General features: G+C 31.6%; 18 protein-coding genes. 5 read left to right on the top strand and 13 right to left on the bottom strand.

Going from position 1 to position 17,739, the window contains the following annotated elements:
- The first annotated feature begins 71 nt into the window (after nucleotides 1-71).
- The gene (locus E0F76_RS18190) at nucleotides 72-545 is read left to right on the top strand and encodes a helix-turn-helix domain-containing protein (protein WP_132009641.1); all 474 of its coding nucleotides are present in this window, start codon (nucleotides 72-74) and stop codon (nucleotides 543-545) included.
- Here E0F76_RS18190 and E0F76_RS19990 read toward each other — a convergent pair.
- Nucleotides 506-709 carry a hypothetical protein gene (locus tag E0F76_RS19990; RefSeq protein ID WP_342773106.1) on the bottom strand — a complete coding sequence of 68 codons (204 nt, stop codon included), beginning with the start codon at nucleotides 707-709 and terminating at the stop codon, nucleotides 506-508. The two genes, E0F76_RS18190 and E0F76_RS19990, sit on opposite strands and share 40 nt — an antisense overlap.
- A gap of 99 nt (nucleotides 710-808) precedes the next feature.
- Nucleotides 809-937, bottom strand: a complete 129-nt coding sequence (locus E0F76_RS19985; protein WP_342773105.1) for a lysophospholipid acyltransferase family protein — start codon at nucleotides 935-937, stop codon at nucleotides 809-811.
- Nucleotides 938-1,164: 227 nt separating this feature from the next.
- Between E0F76_RS19985 and E0F76_RS18180 the strand changes: the two genes are divergently transcribed.
- Nucleotides 1,165-1,827, top strand: a complete 663-nt coding sequence (locus E0F76_RS18180) for a spermidine synthase (protein WP_132009638.1) — start codon at nucleotides 1,165-1,167, stop codon at nucleotides 1,825-1,827.
- Between the two features lie 134 nt (nucleotides 1,828-1,961).
- Here the strand turns inward: E0F76_RS18180 and E0F76_RS18175 are convergent, their stop codons facing one another.
- From E0F76_RS18175 to E0F76_RS19405, 7 genes are all read right to left on the bottom strand, one after another.
- Nucleotides 1,962-3,362: a M16 family metallopeptidase gene (locus tag E0F76_RS18175; RefSeq protein WP_132009635.1), complete on the bottom strand. Its 1,401-nt coding sequence runs from the start codon at nucleotides 3,360-3,362 to the stop codon at nucleotides 1,962-1,964.
- 1 nt (nucleotide 3,363) lies between these two features.
- Nucleotides 3,364-4,677, bottom strand: coding sequence for a M16 family metallopeptidase (locus E0F76_RS18170; protein ID WP_132009632.1), 1,314 nt, complete (start codon nucleotides 4,675-4,677; stop codon nucleotides 3,364-3,366).
- Nucleotides 4,678-4,723: 46 nt separating this feature from the next.
- Nucleotides 4,724-5,449: a 3-deoxy-manno-octulosonate cytidylyltransferase gene (gene kdsB / locus E0F76_RS18165; protein WP_132009629.1), complete on the bottom strand. Its 726-nt coding sequence runs from the start codon at nucleotides 5,447-5,449 to the stop codon at nucleotides 4,724-4,726.
- Nucleotides 5,450-5,566: 117 nt separating this feature from the next.
- The gene (locus E0F76_RS18160) at nucleotides 5,567-6,421 is read right to left on the bottom strand and encodes an AbiJ-NTD4 domain-containing protein (RefSeq protein WP_132009626.1); all 855 of its coding nucleotides are present in this window, start codon (nucleotides 6,419-6,421) and stop codon (nucleotides 5,567-5,569) included.
- Nucleotides 6,422-6,497: 76 nt separating this feature from the next.
- The gene (ygiD, locus tag E0F76_RS18155; protein ID WP_132009623.1) at nucleotides 6,498-7,328 is read right to left on the bottom strand and encodes a 4,5-DOPA-extradiol-dioxygenase; all 831 of its coding nucleotides are present in this window, start codon (nucleotides 7,326-7,328) and stop codon (nucleotides 6,498-6,500) included.
- A gap of 101 nt (nucleotides 7,329-7,429) precedes the next feature.
- Nucleotides 7,430-8,851, bottom strand: a complete 1,422-nt coding sequence (locus tag E0F76_RS18150; protein ID WP_132009620.1) for an ATP-dependent DNA helicase — start codon at nucleotides 8,849-8,851, stop codon at nucleotides 7,430-7,432.
- Entirely contained in the window at nucleotides 8,848-9,012 is a 165-nt protein-coding gene (locus tag E0F76_RS19405) for a hypothetical protein (RefSeq protein ID WP_165932741.1), read from the bottom strand. Before E0F76_RS19405 ends, E0F76_RS18150 begins: the two co-directional genes overlap by 4 nt.
- A 34-nt stretch (nucleotides 9,013-9,046) precedes the next feature.
- Between E0F76_RS19405 and E0F76_RS18145 the strand changes: the two genes are divergently transcribed.
- The gene (locus tag E0F76_RS18145; protein ID WP_132009617.1) at nucleotides 9,047-9,865 is read left to right on the top strand and encodes a DUF3822 family protein; all 819 of its coding nucleotides are present in this window, start codon (nucleotides 9,047-9,049) and stop codon (nucleotides 9,863-9,865) included.
- The gene (locus E0F76_RS18140) at nucleotides 9,862-10,458 is read left to right on the top strand and encodes an RsmD family RNA methyltransferase (RefSeq protein ID WP_132009614.1); all 597 of its coding nucleotides are present in this window, start codon (nucleotides 9,862-9,864) and stop codon (nucleotides 10,456-10,458) included. Before E0F76_RS18145 ends, E0F76_RS18140 begins: the two co-directional genes overlap by 4 nt.
- Nucleotides 10,459-10,569: 111 nt before the next feature.
- Here the strand turns inward: E0F76_RS18140 and lpdA are convergent, their stop codons facing one another.
- The gene (lpdA, locus tag E0F76_RS18135) at nucleotides 10,570-11,973 is read right to left on the bottom strand and encodes a dihydrolipoyl dehydrogenase (RefSeq protein WP_132009611.1); all 1,404 of its coding nucleotides are present in this window, start codon (nucleotides 11,971-11,973) and stop codon (nucleotides 10,570-10,572) included.
- Nucleotides 11,974-12,083: 110 nt separating this feature from the next.
- Nucleotides 12,084-12,542 (bottom strand): Lrp/AsnC family transcriptional regulator, encoded by a 459-nt coding sequence (locus tag E0F76_RS18130; protein ID WP_132009608.1) that lies wholly within the window; start codon nucleotides 12,540-12,542, stop codon nucleotides 12,084-12,086.
- Nucleotides 12,543-12,722: 180 nt separating this feature from the next.
- Between E0F76_RS18130 and E0F76_RS18125 the strand changes: the two genes are divergently transcribed.
- Nucleotides 12,723-13,925: an aminotransferase class I/II-fold pyridoxal phosphate-dependent enzyme gene (locus E0F76_RS18125; protein WP_132009605.1), complete on the top strand. Its 1,203-nt coding sequence runs from the start codon at nucleotides 12,723-12,725 to the stop codon at nucleotides 13,923-13,925.
- A 372-nt stretch (nucleotides 13,926-14,297) separates the two neighbouring features.
- Here the strand turns inward: E0F76_RS18125 and E0F76_RS18120 are convergent, their stop codons facing one another.
- Together E0F76_RS18120 and E0F76_RS18115 are read right to left on the bottom strand one after the other, a co-directional pair.
- On the bottom strand, nucleotides 14,298-15,899 hold the full coding sequence (locus tag E0F76_RS18120) for a DUF5123 domain-containing protein (RefSeq protein ID WP_132009601.1): 1,602 nt from the start codon (nucleotides 15,897-15,899) through the stop codon (nucleotides 14,298-14,300).
- Between the two features lie 26 nt (nucleotides 15,900-15,925).
- Nucleotides 15,926-17,719: a RagB/SusD family nutrient uptake outer membrane protein gene (locus E0F76_RS18115; RefSeq protein WP_132009598.1), complete on the bottom strand. Its 1,794-nt coding sequence runs from the start codon at nucleotides 17,717-17,719 to the stop codon at nucleotides 15,926-15,928.
- Nucleotides 17,720-17,739 lie beyond the last annotated feature (20 nt).

The raw sequence follows: 17,739 nt of genomic DNA, 5'->3' as shown, positions 1-17,739 counted from the left end.
CAATTGTAATTTTGGTTATTTCATACATTTATATTACATTTGTAATTAAGATGTTATTAATACAATTTACAATGATAAACCACGAAGATTTTATCAAAAGATTAGAAATTATTCTTGAATATTATGGAGTAAACGCTTCTTCATTTGCTGATAATATTGGTGTACAAAGGTCCAGTTTATCTCATCTTTTATCAGGGAGAAATAAACCAAGTTTAGATTTTATACTCAAAATTTTAGAGGTTTATCCTGAAGTAGATCTATATTGGATATTGAATGGTAAAGGAACATTTCCTAAATCAGATTATAAAATTGATAACGAAATACCTGCTTCCTCTTCTAAATCAAGTCGTCAATTCACAGCGCCAAAATTAGAAAGACAATTAGATGTTTTTGAAGAAAAAATAATTGAAACTAAAAGTGAAGAAAATGAAATAGATTCTGATTTAAAAAATCAAATTAATATCCAACAAAAAAGTAATATCGAAATTGATCGAATTGTGATTTTTTATAAAAATGGAACTTTTAATACATATTCACCCGAATAATTATTTTCGGAATTGAAACCATATTTTTGAATCTTTCCACTTACATCCTTGAAATGGCATAGTAGAAATTTCAAATCATTTTCATAATTTGAAGTAGGATAAAACACATCACCTATTTTTACTGTTTTTGTACCAAAATCAAAAGCAACAGGAATAATGGGCACATTTGCTTTTAATGCGATATAATAAAAACCTGTTTTAAGATCGTTAACTTTTTTTCTAGTTCCTTCTGGAGAAATTGCATGGCTAAACTCATCTTATTTTTAAAATATTTTTACTATTGCTTCAACTTTATTTAAACCATCTGTTCTATCTATTGGCGCACAGCCCATCCCTTTAAAATAAAATCCAAGTGGGAAACGAAACAGTTCTTTTTTAGCTATAAAATTCATTTATAAACCCACAATTCCGTTAGTGAAAATACCTAAATAGAAATCGTGCCAGCTTGTACGTGGAATAACCATGGGAACACTTTTTGGGATATTTTCATCAAAAGCGTCTTCGATTGTACAATCAATAATTCGCAAGAAAATTAATTTACAACTTGAATGTAGCTAATTAAAGACTCGTTTACTTTAAAATTAACATTATTCTCCTATTTTTGATAAAAACATTTCTAATGCTCAAAAAATTTTTAAGCTATTTAATTCCAATTAACATTTATAAACAAAATTCTACCATTAGTAAATCTCTTGAAATTACTTGGACTAACGGAAAATTAGTTTTAGACAGCGAAAACACGAATTACTCTTATGGGAATTTGCAACGTATTCTTAGAAAAGGATTGCAGACTATTGGTTTCGAACGAATCAATAAAATGAATAAAATTCTTGTATTAGGAGTTGCTGGTGGAAGTGTTATTAAAACATTGGTGGAAGAAATTAAATTTGAAGGAAAAATAATTGGAGTTGAAATAGATAAAAAGGTAATTGATATTGCAGATAAATATTTTCAACTGAATGAAATCACTAATACTGAAATCATTATAGATGATGCATTTAATTTTGTAATGAAAACAAGCGATAAATTTGATTTAATTATTATTGATGTTTTTCAAGATTTAAAAATGCCCAGTTTTTTGTTTGAGACTTATTTTACAGATAGAATTTGTGCTTTATTAGAACCAAACGGTTTTATCCTTTTTAATACAATGGTTTTAAACAATAATCAAAAACAAATTAACCAAGATTATATCAAATGTTTTGACTCTTACCAATTTAAAGTTCAAAACTTGCATGGAATTGATGCAACCAACGAATTACTACTAATTGAAAGTATTTAAATTAGAAATCAGTTAAATACTGGAATTTATATAAAAATTTTAAACATAGATTTTATAAAAACTACTTAAGAGTCTAATGAAGAATCTGGAATAAAAAATGTGCATAAAAAAAGGGAATTAAATCCCAATTTTTATTATTTCATTTTATTAATATCATCTGCTATCTCAACTTCTTGGACTTTGCCATATTTTTCAGCTATTTTTTTAATCTCATCTGCTTTACCAATTAATACAAATTGTAATTTGTCTTTAGGGAAATAATTGGCTATAATTTGGTTGGCTTTTGTCAAGTTAAGACTATCCACATTTTTTTCGAAATTATTGATGAAAGATTGATCAAGATTGTACCAAAACATTTGCGATAACAGTCCGGCCAATTGTTCTGTTGTTTCATAATCTGGTGGAAATTGTCCTTTTACATAATTTTTAGCCGATGTAAGTGCTTTTTCATCAATGCCTGTGGAATGTAATTTATTCAATACTTCCAATGCTTTATCAATAGCTGCTTCTGTCGTTTTACTTGCAGTAAATGTGCTAATGTAAAATGAACCTCCATATTTAAAATTATTAAATCTACTTCCAGCACCGTAGGTCAAACCCGAATTTACTCTCAATTCATCATTGAGCATTGATGTAAACCGTCCTCCAAACAACGTATTAACTACTTCAATAGCAATAAAATCAGGATTATTTCTGCTTACACCAGAAGCACCAATATAAAAAGTGGTCTCTTTGGCATCTTCTTTATTCACTAATAAAACGTTGTTATATAGAGGAGGAGAAATTGGCTTTGATGCTAAATTATCCATATTTACATTTGATTTTTCCCATGTTGAGAAAAGTTTTGTAATCGTTGCTTTCATTTCACTTGATTTGAAATCACCAACAATGTTTATGGAAGCTTCATTAGGATTGTAATTCGATTTATAAAAATCTTTTATATCCTTTACTGTCAAATTTCCAACAGTAGTTTTATTACCACTTACAACATTTCCATAAACATGATTTCCAAACAATAAAGTATCAAAATAAGCGCCTATTACGGAACGTGGACTTTCTTTTTGTTGTCCTAAAGTTACTATTAAACGACTTTTTTCTTTTTCGAATTCAGCAGTGTCAAAAGTTGGATTGAGCAAAACTTCTTTAATGATTGTTAACACTTTCGACTGATCTTTTGAAGCAAAATCAGAAGATAAACCAGCAAATTCCTTAGTAGCATAGGTATTTAGATTTGCACCTAGAAAATCTAATTCTTCGTCTAATTTTACTTTTGGAAAATTTTTTGTACCGTGTTTAAGCGCCATTGCTGTTATTGAAGCCAAACCAGCTTTCTCATTATCATAAATCGCTCCTGCAGGCAAAATTGCAGAAACACTTATAATAGGAACGTCGTGTTGTTCCATTAATGATACCGTAAGGCCGTTTGCTAATTTAAAAGAAGAATAACTAGGTAATTTAAAACTTTGAGCTGAAAGAGTACAACTTATTGTCAATATAAAGAGTACTAACAGTAATTTTTGATTCGTATTTTTCATATTATTCTTCTACATTAGATTTTAAAACTCCTACAGTCCGATTGCTTTTAATTAAATATTTTTGAGCCACTTTTTTAACATCTTCAATTGTAACTTTATTATAATTGGCAGGAGCATCAAACATTTTTTTATAATCTCCAAAAAACAATTCGTAAGTTCCTATATTATTCGATTTACCATTAATGGTTTCCACTTGGTTGTAAAACTCCATTAATTTTTGGTTTTTAATTTTCTGAAGTTCTTTTTCACTTATTCCTTCCGTTTTAATTTTCTCAATCTCAGCATAAACGGCTTGCTCTAAGTCTGATTCCTTTACATCTTGATTGGCAACAGCATATACATTAAAAAGATAAGGATCAAATGTATCGCTATAATCAGTAAACACCTGTGTGGCAAGCTCTTTAGAATCTACTAAAGAAGCATACAATCGAGAAGAATTTCCACTTGAAAGAACTGAACTCAATATATTCAAAGCATAATAATCTTCACTTTTAGAATTCGGCGTATGATATCCTATCATTAAATAAGGGGTTTCGACTTCTTTTTTTACGGTAATTCTTCGTTCTCCTATTTGTTCTGGTTCGACGATATGTACAACTGGTGGCGCGGGTTGCGCAGGAATTGGCTCTAAATATTTCTTGGCAAATTCTTTTACTTTCTCTAATTTGATTGCACCAGAAACAACAACAACACAATTATTTGGTGCATAATAAGTTTTAAAATAACGCTCCAAGTCTTGTTGTGTCCAATTTTTCATGTCATCTTCATATCCTATAACGGGCCAATGATACGGATGCTCCTGAAAAGCAGTTGCCTGAACTGATTGTGATAAAAGTCGCCAAGGTGAATTTTCAAGACCTGTTCGACGTTCACTCAAAACAACACCTCTTTCACTTTCGACCATTTTTGGATCAATGCTCAAGCTGGAAATTCGATCAGCTTCAAGATCGAAAATAGTTTCTGTTGATGCAGCTGGAAACCAGTCGGTATAGACCGTAACATTTTCGGAAGTGTAGGCATTATTTGCGCCGCCATTAAATTCCATAGTTCTGTCAAATTGTTTTGGACCATATTTTTTGGCACCATTAAACATCATATGTTCAAAAAAATGAGAAAGTCCAGTTATTCCCTGGTATTCATTTCGACTACCTACTTTATAAAAAAAGTACATATTCGCATTTGGTATAGAAAAATCTTCCACAACCAAAAATTTCATACCGTTTGTTAGCGTAAAGGTTTTTACATCATCCGCTTTTATTTGTGCTTGACTTGTAATAGTCAACAAAAGAGTAAATTGGAATATTATTTTTTTCATTAGTAAATAATTATATTTTTAAATTATGGAGGATATAAATTGTTTTCTATACTAATTTCCTTGCCTTTTCTAAATCTTCTTTGGTGTCTATTCCAATTCCAATATGGGAAGTTTCGACCATTTTGATGCTTTTTCCAAATTCTAAATAGCGTAATTGTTCCAGTTTTTCGGATGCTTCCAATGATTTCATTGGTAACTTATAAAAATCCATTAATGCTTGTTTTCTAAAAGCATAAATCCCAATGTGTTTCATATAACGAACCCCCACATTAACTTCTCTTGGATAAGGAATAACAGAACGTGAAAAATACAATGCAAAACCATTTTGATTTACCACCACTTTTACATTATTTGGATTGTTAATATCGGCTTCTTCGGTGATTTCACACATCAAGGAAGCTAAATCTACTTTCTTTTCGGTGTCGTTTTGGTATACTCCAATCAATTTTTCTAAAGCTGCAGTATCGATAAACGGTTCGTCACCTTGTACATTTACCACAATATCCACATCCATATTTTCTACAGCTTCGGCAATACGATCACTTCCTGATTCGTGTTCTTTGATGCTCATAATGGCTTTGCCGCCATTGGTGACAATTTCATTAAAAATTAGATCAGAATCGGTAACCACAAAAATATCCTGAAAAAGTTGGGATTGTTGTGCTGCTTCGTAGGTTCTTAAAATCACGGTTTTTCCTCCCAAATCTTGCATTAATTTGGCATGAAATCGAGTTGATGCGTAACGTGCGGGAATGACTGCTATTATTTTCATTTTTATTTGTTTTATTTACCACGAAGGCTGGAAGTTTATTGCTGCGAAGACACTAAGACGCAAAGTTATAATTTTTAAATTTTAAAGTTAATGGAATCAACGTCTTGTAAAATTAGACTATTTTTCAATTTTAACTTTTAAGTAATTTATAAACGCTGAACAAGAAACTAACATAAATTTAGCATCTTCTAAACTAACTTCTATATCATTAGTCAATAATGAATGTCTAATTCCTCCAGCACCACTAGTATATCCATATAAAGCTGTAAAAGCACTTCTCAAAGCACCGTGAATTTTGTGTTTTTCTTCAATTATTTTTAATGCAGGAGCAAGTGTTGCATTATCATTTCCAATAATTATTTTACAAAAAGACTCAACAGCTGAAATTGACTCTTTTATAGAATTTCTATAATCTGGATTTTCTCTGTTAGAAAAATATTCTATTGCCGTTTTCAAGTGAGTATTTACTGGCTCCCATACAGATGAATTTAAAAGAGCATCTTCTATTTCGACAATTTCTTCTTCTGAGGTAATTTGAACAATACACGCATCTACAATTCTATATGCAGACATTTCTTTTTTTAGAGAATTATTACAATGCTCTATAAATCCTATTTCTAAATAACTAAGATCTATATTTGAAAGGAATTCTAAAAAATCATATTTTTCAAACCAATGTGATTTAAAAAACCAATCTTTTATATATTCAACAAATTCTTGAGCAGATATATCTCTTAGTTGATTTTTAGGAATTTCATCCGCTCTGTTTCCGAAAAATTCTTGCCAAATAGCCTGAAATACATATCCTATATCAGAATCTTTTTGAACACTATGATAAAAATTAACCCCAATTACATCAAAAAAATTAATTTGGATAGTATTCCAAAGTCTATTTTCTAATTTTTCATCAATTGATTCTATTTGCATCGAAACTCTAAATGGAGTCTTACCTATTTTTTCTGAAAATCTCATCCTTTTTATAAGTTTGTTTTTAAAACTAAATTCTTGTTTTTAATCCTCAAATTTACCATTTTCCCACAATTCCAATCTACATAATCTTCACCGAAGTCATACTCAACGACCCCGCCATTAATTTGTCATTAAATAAACTCAATTCATCAGTTTTATCTTTTAACCCCAAAGTATAAATCAAAGGTAAATAATGGTCTGGAGTTGGAATCGCAAGTTGCAATGCCTTGCCCTGTTTTTCATAGTCCAAAAGCGGTTGAAAATTACCGTCCAACAAATAATTATTAATGGTTTCTCTAGCTTCAATTGCCCAATCAAAACCATAATTATCTTTGTCAAAATTAGGAAAATCAACCAATCTTAAATTATGAATGATATTACCACTACCAATTATAAGAATCCCTTTTCGACGTAAATCACCCAGTTTTTGAGCCAATTCAAAATGATATTGAGGTGATTTGGTATAATCAATACTCAACTGAATTACAGGCACATTGGCATCGGGATATAAATGTTTAATTACACTCCAAGCGCCGTGATCCAAACCCCAATGTGTGTCAAGTTCTACTTCAATAGGTTGCAATAATTCTTGAGTTTCCATAGTTAATGCTTGATACCCTTTTGCAGGATATTGCACATCAAATAAAGCTTGTGGAAAACCTCCAAAATCATGAATTGTTCTTGGCATTTCCATAGCAGTAACCTTGGTACCATTAGTAAACCAATGTGCCGAAATACACAAAATAGCATTGGGTTTTGGCAACGATTTCGCCAAATTGCGAAAACCAGTAACAAACTCATTTTCCTCAATGGCGTTCATTGGGCTTCCGTGTCCTAGAAACAATACAGGCATTTTTTCGGTGCTTGAAAAGGTGCCTGAAATTGTATGCAATTCGTTTAGTGTGTTCATAAACAAAACATTTATATATATTTTAAACCATTAAGAAATTTAAGAGTGTTAGTAGACAACTTAATGAACCTTAATTTTCTTAATGATCAAAATTAAAAAAATTACTCCACAAAACTCTCATCCTTAAAACCTATCAAATATAATTTATTTTTAGCTCGTGTCATCGCAGTGTACAACCATCGAATGTAATCTCTATTGATTCCATCAGGTAAATAGGGCTGTTCGATAAAAACGGTATTCCACTGCCCTCCTTGTGATTTATGACAGGTAATAGCATAGGAAAACTTGACTTGCAAACCATTAAAATATTCGTTGGCTTTCACTTTTTGGAATTGCTTGTACTTGGTTTCACCTTCATAATCTTTCAAAACTTCTTGATACAATCTATTGGATTCATCATAAGTCAAAGAAGGTGATTCACTTTTTATAGTATCTAATAATAGTATCGTTTCAAACGGTTTTTGGTCAGGATAATCGACCATTCTTATTTTTACACTTGCAAAATTAAACCCATACAATTCCTTAATATTAAAAATTTCCAAAACTTCGATAATATCACCATTGGCTATGAAACCAGCTTCATCGGAATCTTTTAGCCAAAAATAATTATTTTTAACCACCATCAAAAAATCACCTGATGAAAGTTCATTTTCTTTGTCTAATATTTTTGAGCGAATTTGTTCATTATATTGATTGGCTCTTTTATTCGACCGAACGATAAAAGCCGTGTCTTCAATACTATAATTGCTGTATGATGAATTAATAGCATCTTGTATGTCATAACCATCAACCAAACGGACAATATCTTTGAATTTCTTAAGGTCAAATTGAAACTCATTGATAAAAGAATCCTTCAATAACTCCCGAAGTTCCGTTGCATTATACAGAATTCCTGAGTTTTCTTCCTGACGCATGACCTCGTCCAATTCGATATGTTCTACTTCTTTATTGTAATTTAAACCCAAAGTTTGAATATCCAAAGCCGGACTTATATCTAAATTCACGGGCGGTAATTGGGCAGTGTCTCCCAAAAGGATCATTTTACAATTCGTTCCCGAATATACATACGAAATCAAATCATCAAGCAGGGAGCTGGATTCGTATAACTTGGAATCAGAATTCGTATCCGAAATCATCGAAGCTTCATCGACGATAAAAATGGTGTTTGTGTGCTTATTTTGTTGCAAAGTAAAGGAAACTCCACCTCCAGATGATTTCTTTGGAAAATAGATTTTCTTATGAATCGTAAAAGCCGGTTTATTCGAATAATTAGCAATTACTTTGGCGGCGCGACCGGTTGGCGCTAGCAAAACATATTTTTTATTGATGTCTAATAAACTATTTACAATAGTCGAAATCACAGTTGTTTTTCCCGTTCCAGCATAGCCTTTCAATACAAAAATGGTATCGTTTTCTTTTTCAGTCAAAAAGATAGCAATCTTTTGAAAAAATATATCCTGTTTGTAAGTAGGTGCAAAAGGGAATTTTTTCTGTAAAAGACTATAAAAAAGGGAGGAATTCATTTGGTTGTATTTAAATGCAAAGTAAGGAATGTTTTTTCTATTTCAATGGCAATAGTAATTTCAATTTTCAATTGTTGTAGACTATATTGTAATAGATTTTGAAATTGCCATTGATTTTTGCTATTGAAATTGTTATTGCTATTGAAATTGATTTTTGACATTGCTATTGAAATTTAAATTTGTAAGTTTGCAACTATGTCGATTAACACTACTATTACAGATAAAAAATACAAAAAACTGTCTATTCAAGTATCCTTGACAGGACTTTCGTTTTGTGTATTTGACACTTTAAACAATGCTATTCTTTCAGTAAAAGAAGAGCAATTTGACACTTTTCATAAAGCAACAAAAATCGAAGAATTGTTTGCCGATGCTTTTAATGACAATCCTGAACTAAAGGATTCTTATGATGAAATATTAGTTATTCATAACAATAATCTTTCGACATTTGTTCCTGAACCTTTATTTGACGAGAATTTTTTAGGAAGTTATTTGCAATACAATACAAAGGTTTTTCAAACTGATTTCTTTGCATTCGACGAAATTCCAAATTACCAAATGAATGCAGTGTACATTCCTTATGTGAACATCAATAATTTTTTTATTGATCAATTTGGCTCTTTTGATTACAAACATGCCAATTCTATTTTAGTCGCAAAACTTCTGGAAACATCCAAAAACAATGACGACAAAAAAATGATTGTTAATTTCAATTCGGGACATTTTGAAATCGTAGTGGTTCAAAATCAAAAATTGCATTTATTCAATTCTTTCGATTATCAAACTCCGGAAGACTTTCTGTACTATTTGCTTTTCACAGCCGAACAATTGAATATGAATCCCGAAAATTTTAAATTGGAATTAATGGGTACAATTACCGAGGAAGATGAATTTTATAAAATAGCCTACAAATACATTCGGAATATTTCTCTTTTCGACGTTGCTGAATTGCAAAAAAACAATCCATTTTCAACTGCTCAAAATCAGAAACATTTTATTTTATTCCAATCGTGAGAATCATTTCAGGTAAATACAAGGGACGACGCATTTTTCCACCAAAAGGCCTTCCCGTTCGCCCCACAACCGACATGTCAAAAGAAGCATTATTTAATGTTTTGAACAATCATTTTAGTTTTGAAGGATTAAAAATATTGGATTTATTCGCCGGAACGGGAAATATAAGTTTCGAATTTGCTTCTCGTGGCAGTACACCCATCACTTCTGTTGATGCAGATTTTGGTTGTGTGAAATTCATCAAGCAAGTTGCAGCTGAATATGATTTTAATATTGCAGCAACAAAGAGTGATGTTTTCACTTTTTTGGAAAGAAACAAAGCTACTTATGATATTATTTTCGCCGATCCTCCTTATGCTTTAGATCAAAAAACTTTCGACAAAATTGTCTTGCTAGTTTTCGAAAAAAACGCATTACAAGAAGATGGAATGATGATAATTGAACATTCTAAATATACCAAACTAGATCATTTGATTCATTTTTCATTCAAGAAAACTTATGGTGGTTCTATCTTTAGTTTTTTCGAAATGGGAAAAACAAATGATGAAGAAATCGATGAAGAAGATTTATTTTCGGAATCAGAAGAGGAGTAAAATCAATCCTGTTTTGTCATTTCTGTAAAGATTACTTAATTCTATAAAATAAAAAAATCCAAATCCCATTTAATTGGAATTTGGATTTTTACATTTTTGAGTTTTAACTTTTTATATGTGCAAAGCTCTATTTTCAGTTGCAGCCAATGCCGCTTCTTTCATAGCTTCAGAAAAAGTAGGATGCGCATGACTCATTCTTGCTATATCTTCGGCAGATGCTTTGTATTCCATAGCTGTAACGGCTTCGGCAATTAAATCGGCACAACGAGCACCAATCATGTGAACTCCTAATACTTCATCCGTTTTTGCATCGGCTAAGATTTTCACAAATCCATCTAAATCTCCACTTGCTCTTGCTCTACCTAAAGCTTTGAATGGAAAACTTCCCGATTTGAATGCGATCCCAGATGCTTTCAATTGCTCTTCAGTTTGTCCAACCGCAGCCACTTCTGGCCAAGTATAAACAACTCCCGGAATTAAATTATAATCAATATGTGGTTTTTGTCCTGCTAAGATTTCAGCAACCATGGTTCCTTCTTCTTCCGCTTTGTGTGCCAACATTGCACCTCGAACTACATCTCCAATTGCATATATATTAGGAATGTTAGTTTGTAAATGATCATTTACTTCAACCATTCCTCTATCCGAAATTTTCACACCAGCTTTGTCAGCATTCAATCCATCAGTAAAAGGACGACGACCAACAGAAACTAATGAATAATCTCCTTCTAGCGAGATGGTTTCTCCTTTCGCATTTTCAGCTTGAACTGTTACTGTATCTCCATTTCTTTCTACCGATTTCACTTTATGTGAGACATAGAATTTCATTCCTTGTTTTTTCAAGACTTTGGTTAATTCTTTAGACAATGAAGCATCCATTCCTGGAATAATTCTATCCATAAATTCAACCACAGAAACTTGCGCTCCCAATCGTAAATAAACTTGACCTAATTCGATTCCAATTACTCCACCTCCAATAATAACAAGGTGTTTTGGAACTTCTTTCAAACTCAAAGCTTCTGTCGAAGTGATGATTCTTTGTTTATCTATTTTTATAAATGGTAACGATGATGGTTTTGAACCAGTAGCAATAATGATGTTTTTTGCCTCAACAGTTTCTGACGATCCATCTGCTTTTGCAACAGCAACATGAGTTGCATCAACAAAAGAACCCAATCCTTGTAAAACTGTTACTTTATTTTTGTCCATTAAATAATTGATTCCGCCCGAAGTCTGGTCAACAACAGCTTGTTTGCGCGCAATCATTTTCTCTAAATTAACTTTTACTTCCCCAGAAATATCAATTCCATGGTCTGCAAAATGAGCAATTTCACTATAATGATGTGAAGATGACAACAATGCTTTTGATGGTATGCATCCCACATTTAGGCATGTCCCTCCAAGACTGGAATATTTTTCAACAATTGCCGTTTTAAAACCTAGTTGTGCACAACGAATAGCTGACACATATCCGCCTGGACCTGAACCTATAATTACTACGTCAAATGAACTCATACTTTGTGTGTTTTTTGTTTAAGTGTTGCAAAAATAAGTTTTTTTGATTGAAGTATTTGCTATAAAGTTTAAAGATTCATCACGAATAACTACTTTTTAATTATAAAAATTTATAATTCAATTACTGTTGTGTTTTTTACTTCACTAATCATAAATGTACTGTGAGTACTTCCAATATGATTTAATGTTGTGAGTTTAGTAACCATAAATTCCCGATACTCTTCCATATCTTGAACCACAATTTTAAGAATATAATCATAATCGCCACTGACATGATGGCATTCTAAAACTTCATTGAGTTTGACAACATCACTTTCGAATTTTGTAATAAATTCTTTGGTATGTTGAATGAGCTTGATATGACAGAAAACCACAAAACCTTTTTTGACTTTCGAACGATTCAACAAAACTACATATTTATCAATAATCCCTTCTCTTTCCAGTTTTTTAATGCGTTCATAAACCGCAGTTACTGAAAGGTTGAGTTTTTGTGATAATGCTGCAGTGGTTTTTTTACAATCAGTTTGTAAAAGAAACAGTAATTTTTTATCAATTGAATCTAGAATCATTTTAATTATTTTAAAAGTTGAAAAAAAAAAAATCTAACACATTAATTATTTAGCAATAAATTTAGATAAAATAATTATAAATATTAAGTTATTTAGATTAAAAATCTGTATTTAACAATATGTGTTGTTTTTTTATCTAATAATTGAGAACTTTGAACTACAACCCATTAAACGATAAAAATGATGAAATTCAATCCAGCAGATGAAGTCCAAGATTTACAATATTTTGGTGAATTTGGCGGTGTAAATCCTTCAATTTCTGATAGTTCAACTTATACGTTTCTTTCTGCTAAAACAATGTTTGATACTTTTGAAGGTAATGCTGAAGGCTGTTATTTATATTCCCGACATTCCTCTCCTAGTAACTTATATTTAGGTCAAGCTTTGGCTGCAATGGAAGGAACTGAAACAGCCAATGTATCGGCTTCGGGAATGGGAGCCATTACACCTACTCTGTTACAATTGTGTGATTCTGGAGACCATGTTATTTCGAGTAGAACCATTTATGGGGGAACCTATGCTTTTTTGAAAAATTTCACCCCTAGATTTGGCATCAAAACTACTTTTGTTGATATAACAAAAATGGATAAAGTTGAAGCGGCAATTACAGCTCAAACCAAGGTTTTGTATTGCGAAACTGTAAGCAATCCTTTATTAGAAATCGCTGACATAGCTAGTTTGTCTCTAATTGCAAAAAAACACAATTTAAAACTAGTTGTCGACAATACTTTTTCGCCTTTATCGGTTTCACCCGTAAAATTGGGTGCCGACATTGTGATTCACAGTTTAACTAAATACATCAATGGCAATAGTGATACTGTGGGTGGCGTAACATGTGGTTCTCGTGAGTTTATCGATAGTTTAAAAAATGTAAATAGTGGAGCCAGCATGCTTCTTGGACCAACAATGGACAGTTTACGTTCAGCAAGTGTAATGAAAAATTTGAGAACGTTACATATCCGAATGAAACAACACAGCAGTAACGCAATGTATCTGTCGAAACATTTTGAAAATGACGGATTAAAGGTCGTTTATCCTGGCCTTGAAAGTCATTCTGGGCATCAATTGTATAAAAGGATGATTAATCCTGAATATGGTTTTGGAGGAATGATGACTTTAGACGTTAGAACTTTGGAAAAAGCCAATGAACTAATGGAATTAATGCAAAGTAGAAAACTAGGATATTTGGCAGTAAGTTTAGGATTTTATAAAACTCTTTTTAGTGCACCAGGTACTTCAACATCTAGTGAAATTCCATTAGATGAACAAAAAGCAATGGGTCTTTCTGATGGATTAATTCGCTTCTCTATTGGGTTAGACAATAATATAGAGCGAACCTATCAAATAATGAAAGAATGTATGATCGAACTTGGAGTTTTGTAAGAAAAACCAATTTCTAATATAATACCAAACACACATATTAAATAGATCAAATATCATAAAAAAAAAGTAAAACCTTATCCACAGATACCCATTACCTCTTTTTGAAATTTATTTTTCACTACATTAGTCATAAAACTTACTACATCTGTAAAATTTATTTGAAAATTATCTTTTGTATTTTGCACACATTTTTTCTGCTGGATTACGTTCTGGTTTATAATCTCGTTAATTACGCTTAACATAATTTGTTTTTTCTTTCATAACGATGGTTATTGTGTATCGTTATTTTAGGACGGGACAGAATTTAGCAAAAAAAAGACACATTTATTACGATGTGCCTTTTTTTCAATTTTCATTGTTTTTTAAAATTTATTATTTTAGTCTCCAACGTGGATCACCACATGTTTTTAAACCTTGGAAACCAGAATCTATAAAAGTAAAATCTCCATTTAATGGATCGTTCCATAAATCTGTTATTGTTTTAGAATAATTAAAATTAATAGGAGCTGGAGGTGGATCTAAAAATACTGCAGCAGACGTTTTATAAGTATTGGTAAATGAAAAGTTAGTGTTTCCCAATTGACTTGATTTAGTAAAATAACTGTCATATCCTGAATTAGCCCCTCCATAATCCCAAGCTCTACCAATAATTACATTCTCAAATGTAACCCCGTTTGTAACATTTGTACTTGGAAAATCAAAGAAATAATTACCGCCTACTCCTACAACTTCACTGAACGTACAATCTTTAATAATAATACTATTCATATCACCTGCACTTTTATTTTTTAGAAAACGTCGAATTTGATAAAAAGTGGATTTTGTAATTAGAACATTTAAATAATTAAAGTTAGATGATTCATTATTAAAAACTGCATAGTCTAAAATATTACTTACAATAGAATTATTAATTTCAACATTATTCAAAGCTCCTGTATTACTACTTCTTAATCGAGCTAATCCCCTAAATGTATTTATTTTGCAATTATTAAATTTCAACAATTCAGCTGTTGCATCTTTAGTTTGATTAACTAAATATCCACCTGTACTACCCGTAAGGGTAACACCATCAAAAATAGCAGAAACTGCATCAGCACCACTTGCAAAACTAAAGCTGCCAGTAACATTTATAATGGCACCTGCTGGGTTGAAACTATAACCACTAAGTATTTTAAGCGACTTGTCAAAAGAATAACTTGGTGCATTATATGTGAAATCACCATCCAGAAGAATGGTACTTCCTGGAGCTGCTGAAACCATAGTAGGAATCAATATATCAGGATCATTTATACCTCTAAGATCGATATAAGTATCATCAATTGGTATTGGAATTTTAGTCGTGTAAAAATTCCACCCTCTAATAACACCATCACTGTATATAGCTAATTGGTATTTAGTTCCAGGAGTTAAACTTGCAATGATTATTTCTCCAGCCAATTTATCCGCTGCTGTAGTATTATAACTCGCCAGTGGAGTTTCTAAATAGTCATCATCGCCAGCAAACACTTTTACAGAAGTAACTTCAGCACCAGCAACAATCCAATGTACCTTAGCTTTTGTGTCAATTATATCAGAACTTACGGCAGGTTGCAAAACAGAAGGAAAAGGTTCTGTTCGTACCGCTCCTAAGTCTGAAACTTTACTATTGTACATTTCATTTTCAGCAAAAGCAGTGGCTCTTACCTGATACATAGTATTCCATAATAAATTATTAATAATAAATTTATTTTCTGGAGTGTCAATGCTTTTTATAATAGTTTTAAAAGTATCTCTACTCACTTCAATTTTATAATAAACTGCGGATTTCAATTTACCCATATCTATAGAGACTGTATTTTGAACTCCAAGCAAGTTTTTGTTTAAAACCGGTCTAAAAAGCCTAGTTTGAGGGTATTCTATATTCTCACTACAAGAATAGAAAAATAAAACACCTACCAATACTAGTAATGTCTTAAATATATTTATATTTTTCATTTTTGTATTATTTTGATTAAAAAAAATTAGTTAGTAAATCCATATCCATCATTTTTCAAAACACCCAGACTATTGACAATTCCAACAGCTGGAATAGGTGAAATATATTTAACAGGAAAAGTATATGCGGAAAAGTTTGTTTCTATAAAAGAATTATATGTTGTTGGATCTGAGGTTTTCTTAATGTCGATTAACCATTTGTATCGAATATAAGCTGGGTCTGCAGGTGTTGCAACTTGTTTATAATCCCGATTCAATATTGTTAAAGTACCGTCTATATTATTTTTTGCCCAAATATAATCTGGCAATTCACCAAAACCATAATAAGCATCATCTGCTAATTTATGCAAACCTTCTACCGTTTCTTTGATTTTTACATCATACAAATTCCATCGAATCAATTCTGATTTACGGGTTAATTCTCCTCCAAATTCCCATGCTCTTTCATCGACAATTGCATTAAAAAAAGCACCTTTACTTGCAGAAACATTTGTTACGTATTGAACTACTTTTGTAGGCCAATCGGCAACATCAAAAGCTCTTTTTCTTACACGAGATAAAGCTTCTTTAGCGGCAGCTGTAGGACCACTTATTTCGTTAACTGATTCTGCATACATTAATAACACATCAGAATATCTCAACAATGGCCAGTTGATTCCAGTACCTTTTGAGGTTCCTTTTCCTGGAGCAACTTTTAACCATTCTCTACTCCATTTTCCTTGTGAAATAGCTCCAACACTAACGATTTGTTGTACAAAATCGACATCTCTTTCATACAATCCACAGGTTACATCTCTTCTTTTATCTTTGAAATCAAAGGAGTAATAATAAGTTGCAGGTATATTCATATAGTTAGATCCCGTTCCATAAGGCCCACCATTAACTCGAATTCCAATATTCCATGCCACATCTCCTTCTCCAATGGCAAAAGGAACTTCAAATAATACATCACTATTTTTGGGTGTAATAAACTCACATTCATTTCTGAATATTTGACCAAAATCAACCGGTAATGCTCTATCTTTGAGAGTAATTAATTTATTTGAATAATCTCTTGCAATGGCATAATAATCTAAATAATCACTTTCTCTGGCCATTGTTAAATCTGGTTTCAAGGAATACCCGCCTCTTTGCAATGATAGCCTAGCAATCATCCCTAGAGTAAACTCTCTATTTACTTGCTCAATTCCATAAGGCAATTGATCTGCCCATTTCATATTAGGTTCAATATCTATCATGTCTTGAATAACTGAAGATAGGATTACATTTCTGTCTTCCTTAGGCAAATTAAAATCAACACCTGCTTTAGGAGCTACCTTAATAAATGGAACATCGCCAAAAGTAAAAATAAGCATACTATACCAATAGGCTCTAAGTGTGTAGGCTTCTCCTAATAACTGATTCAAACCAGCTACTAGAACTATATCATTTGAGCTATACCCTTTACTTTCATGAATACCATCAATAACAATATTACTATCTCTAATTGCTTTATAAGCAATTTCCCAAACTACTTTTGTATCACTATTGTTTTCTCCAGCCCTTAATCCCCATAACTCATATCGGGCACTGGTACTCGTTAAATTACCATTTGCTTCAATATCTGTATTTCCTTGCATATTTGAAGACAACCTGGATCTAAATGCATCTTGTCCAAAACTGGCATAAATCGAATTAGTTGCTTTCCTGGCATCATCCAAATTAGAAAACAAATAATCCGTATCGTATGTTGACAAAGAATTTGGATCTAAAAAATCTGAACAGCCATTCATACTGAATGCTATTAAGAGGATCACCGTTTTTTTAATGAAATTATTCATATTATTATTTTTTATTTTAT

The organism is Flavobacterium cellulosilyticum, assembly GCF_004349355.1.
GTDB classification, from domain to species: domain Bacteria; phylum Bacteroidota; class Bacteroidia; order Flavobacteriales; family Flavobacteriaceae; genus Flavobacterium; species Flavobacterium cellulosilyticum.
Note: the sequence above shows the minus strand (reverse complement) of the source record. Positions and strands in the feature narration are given on the sequence as shown.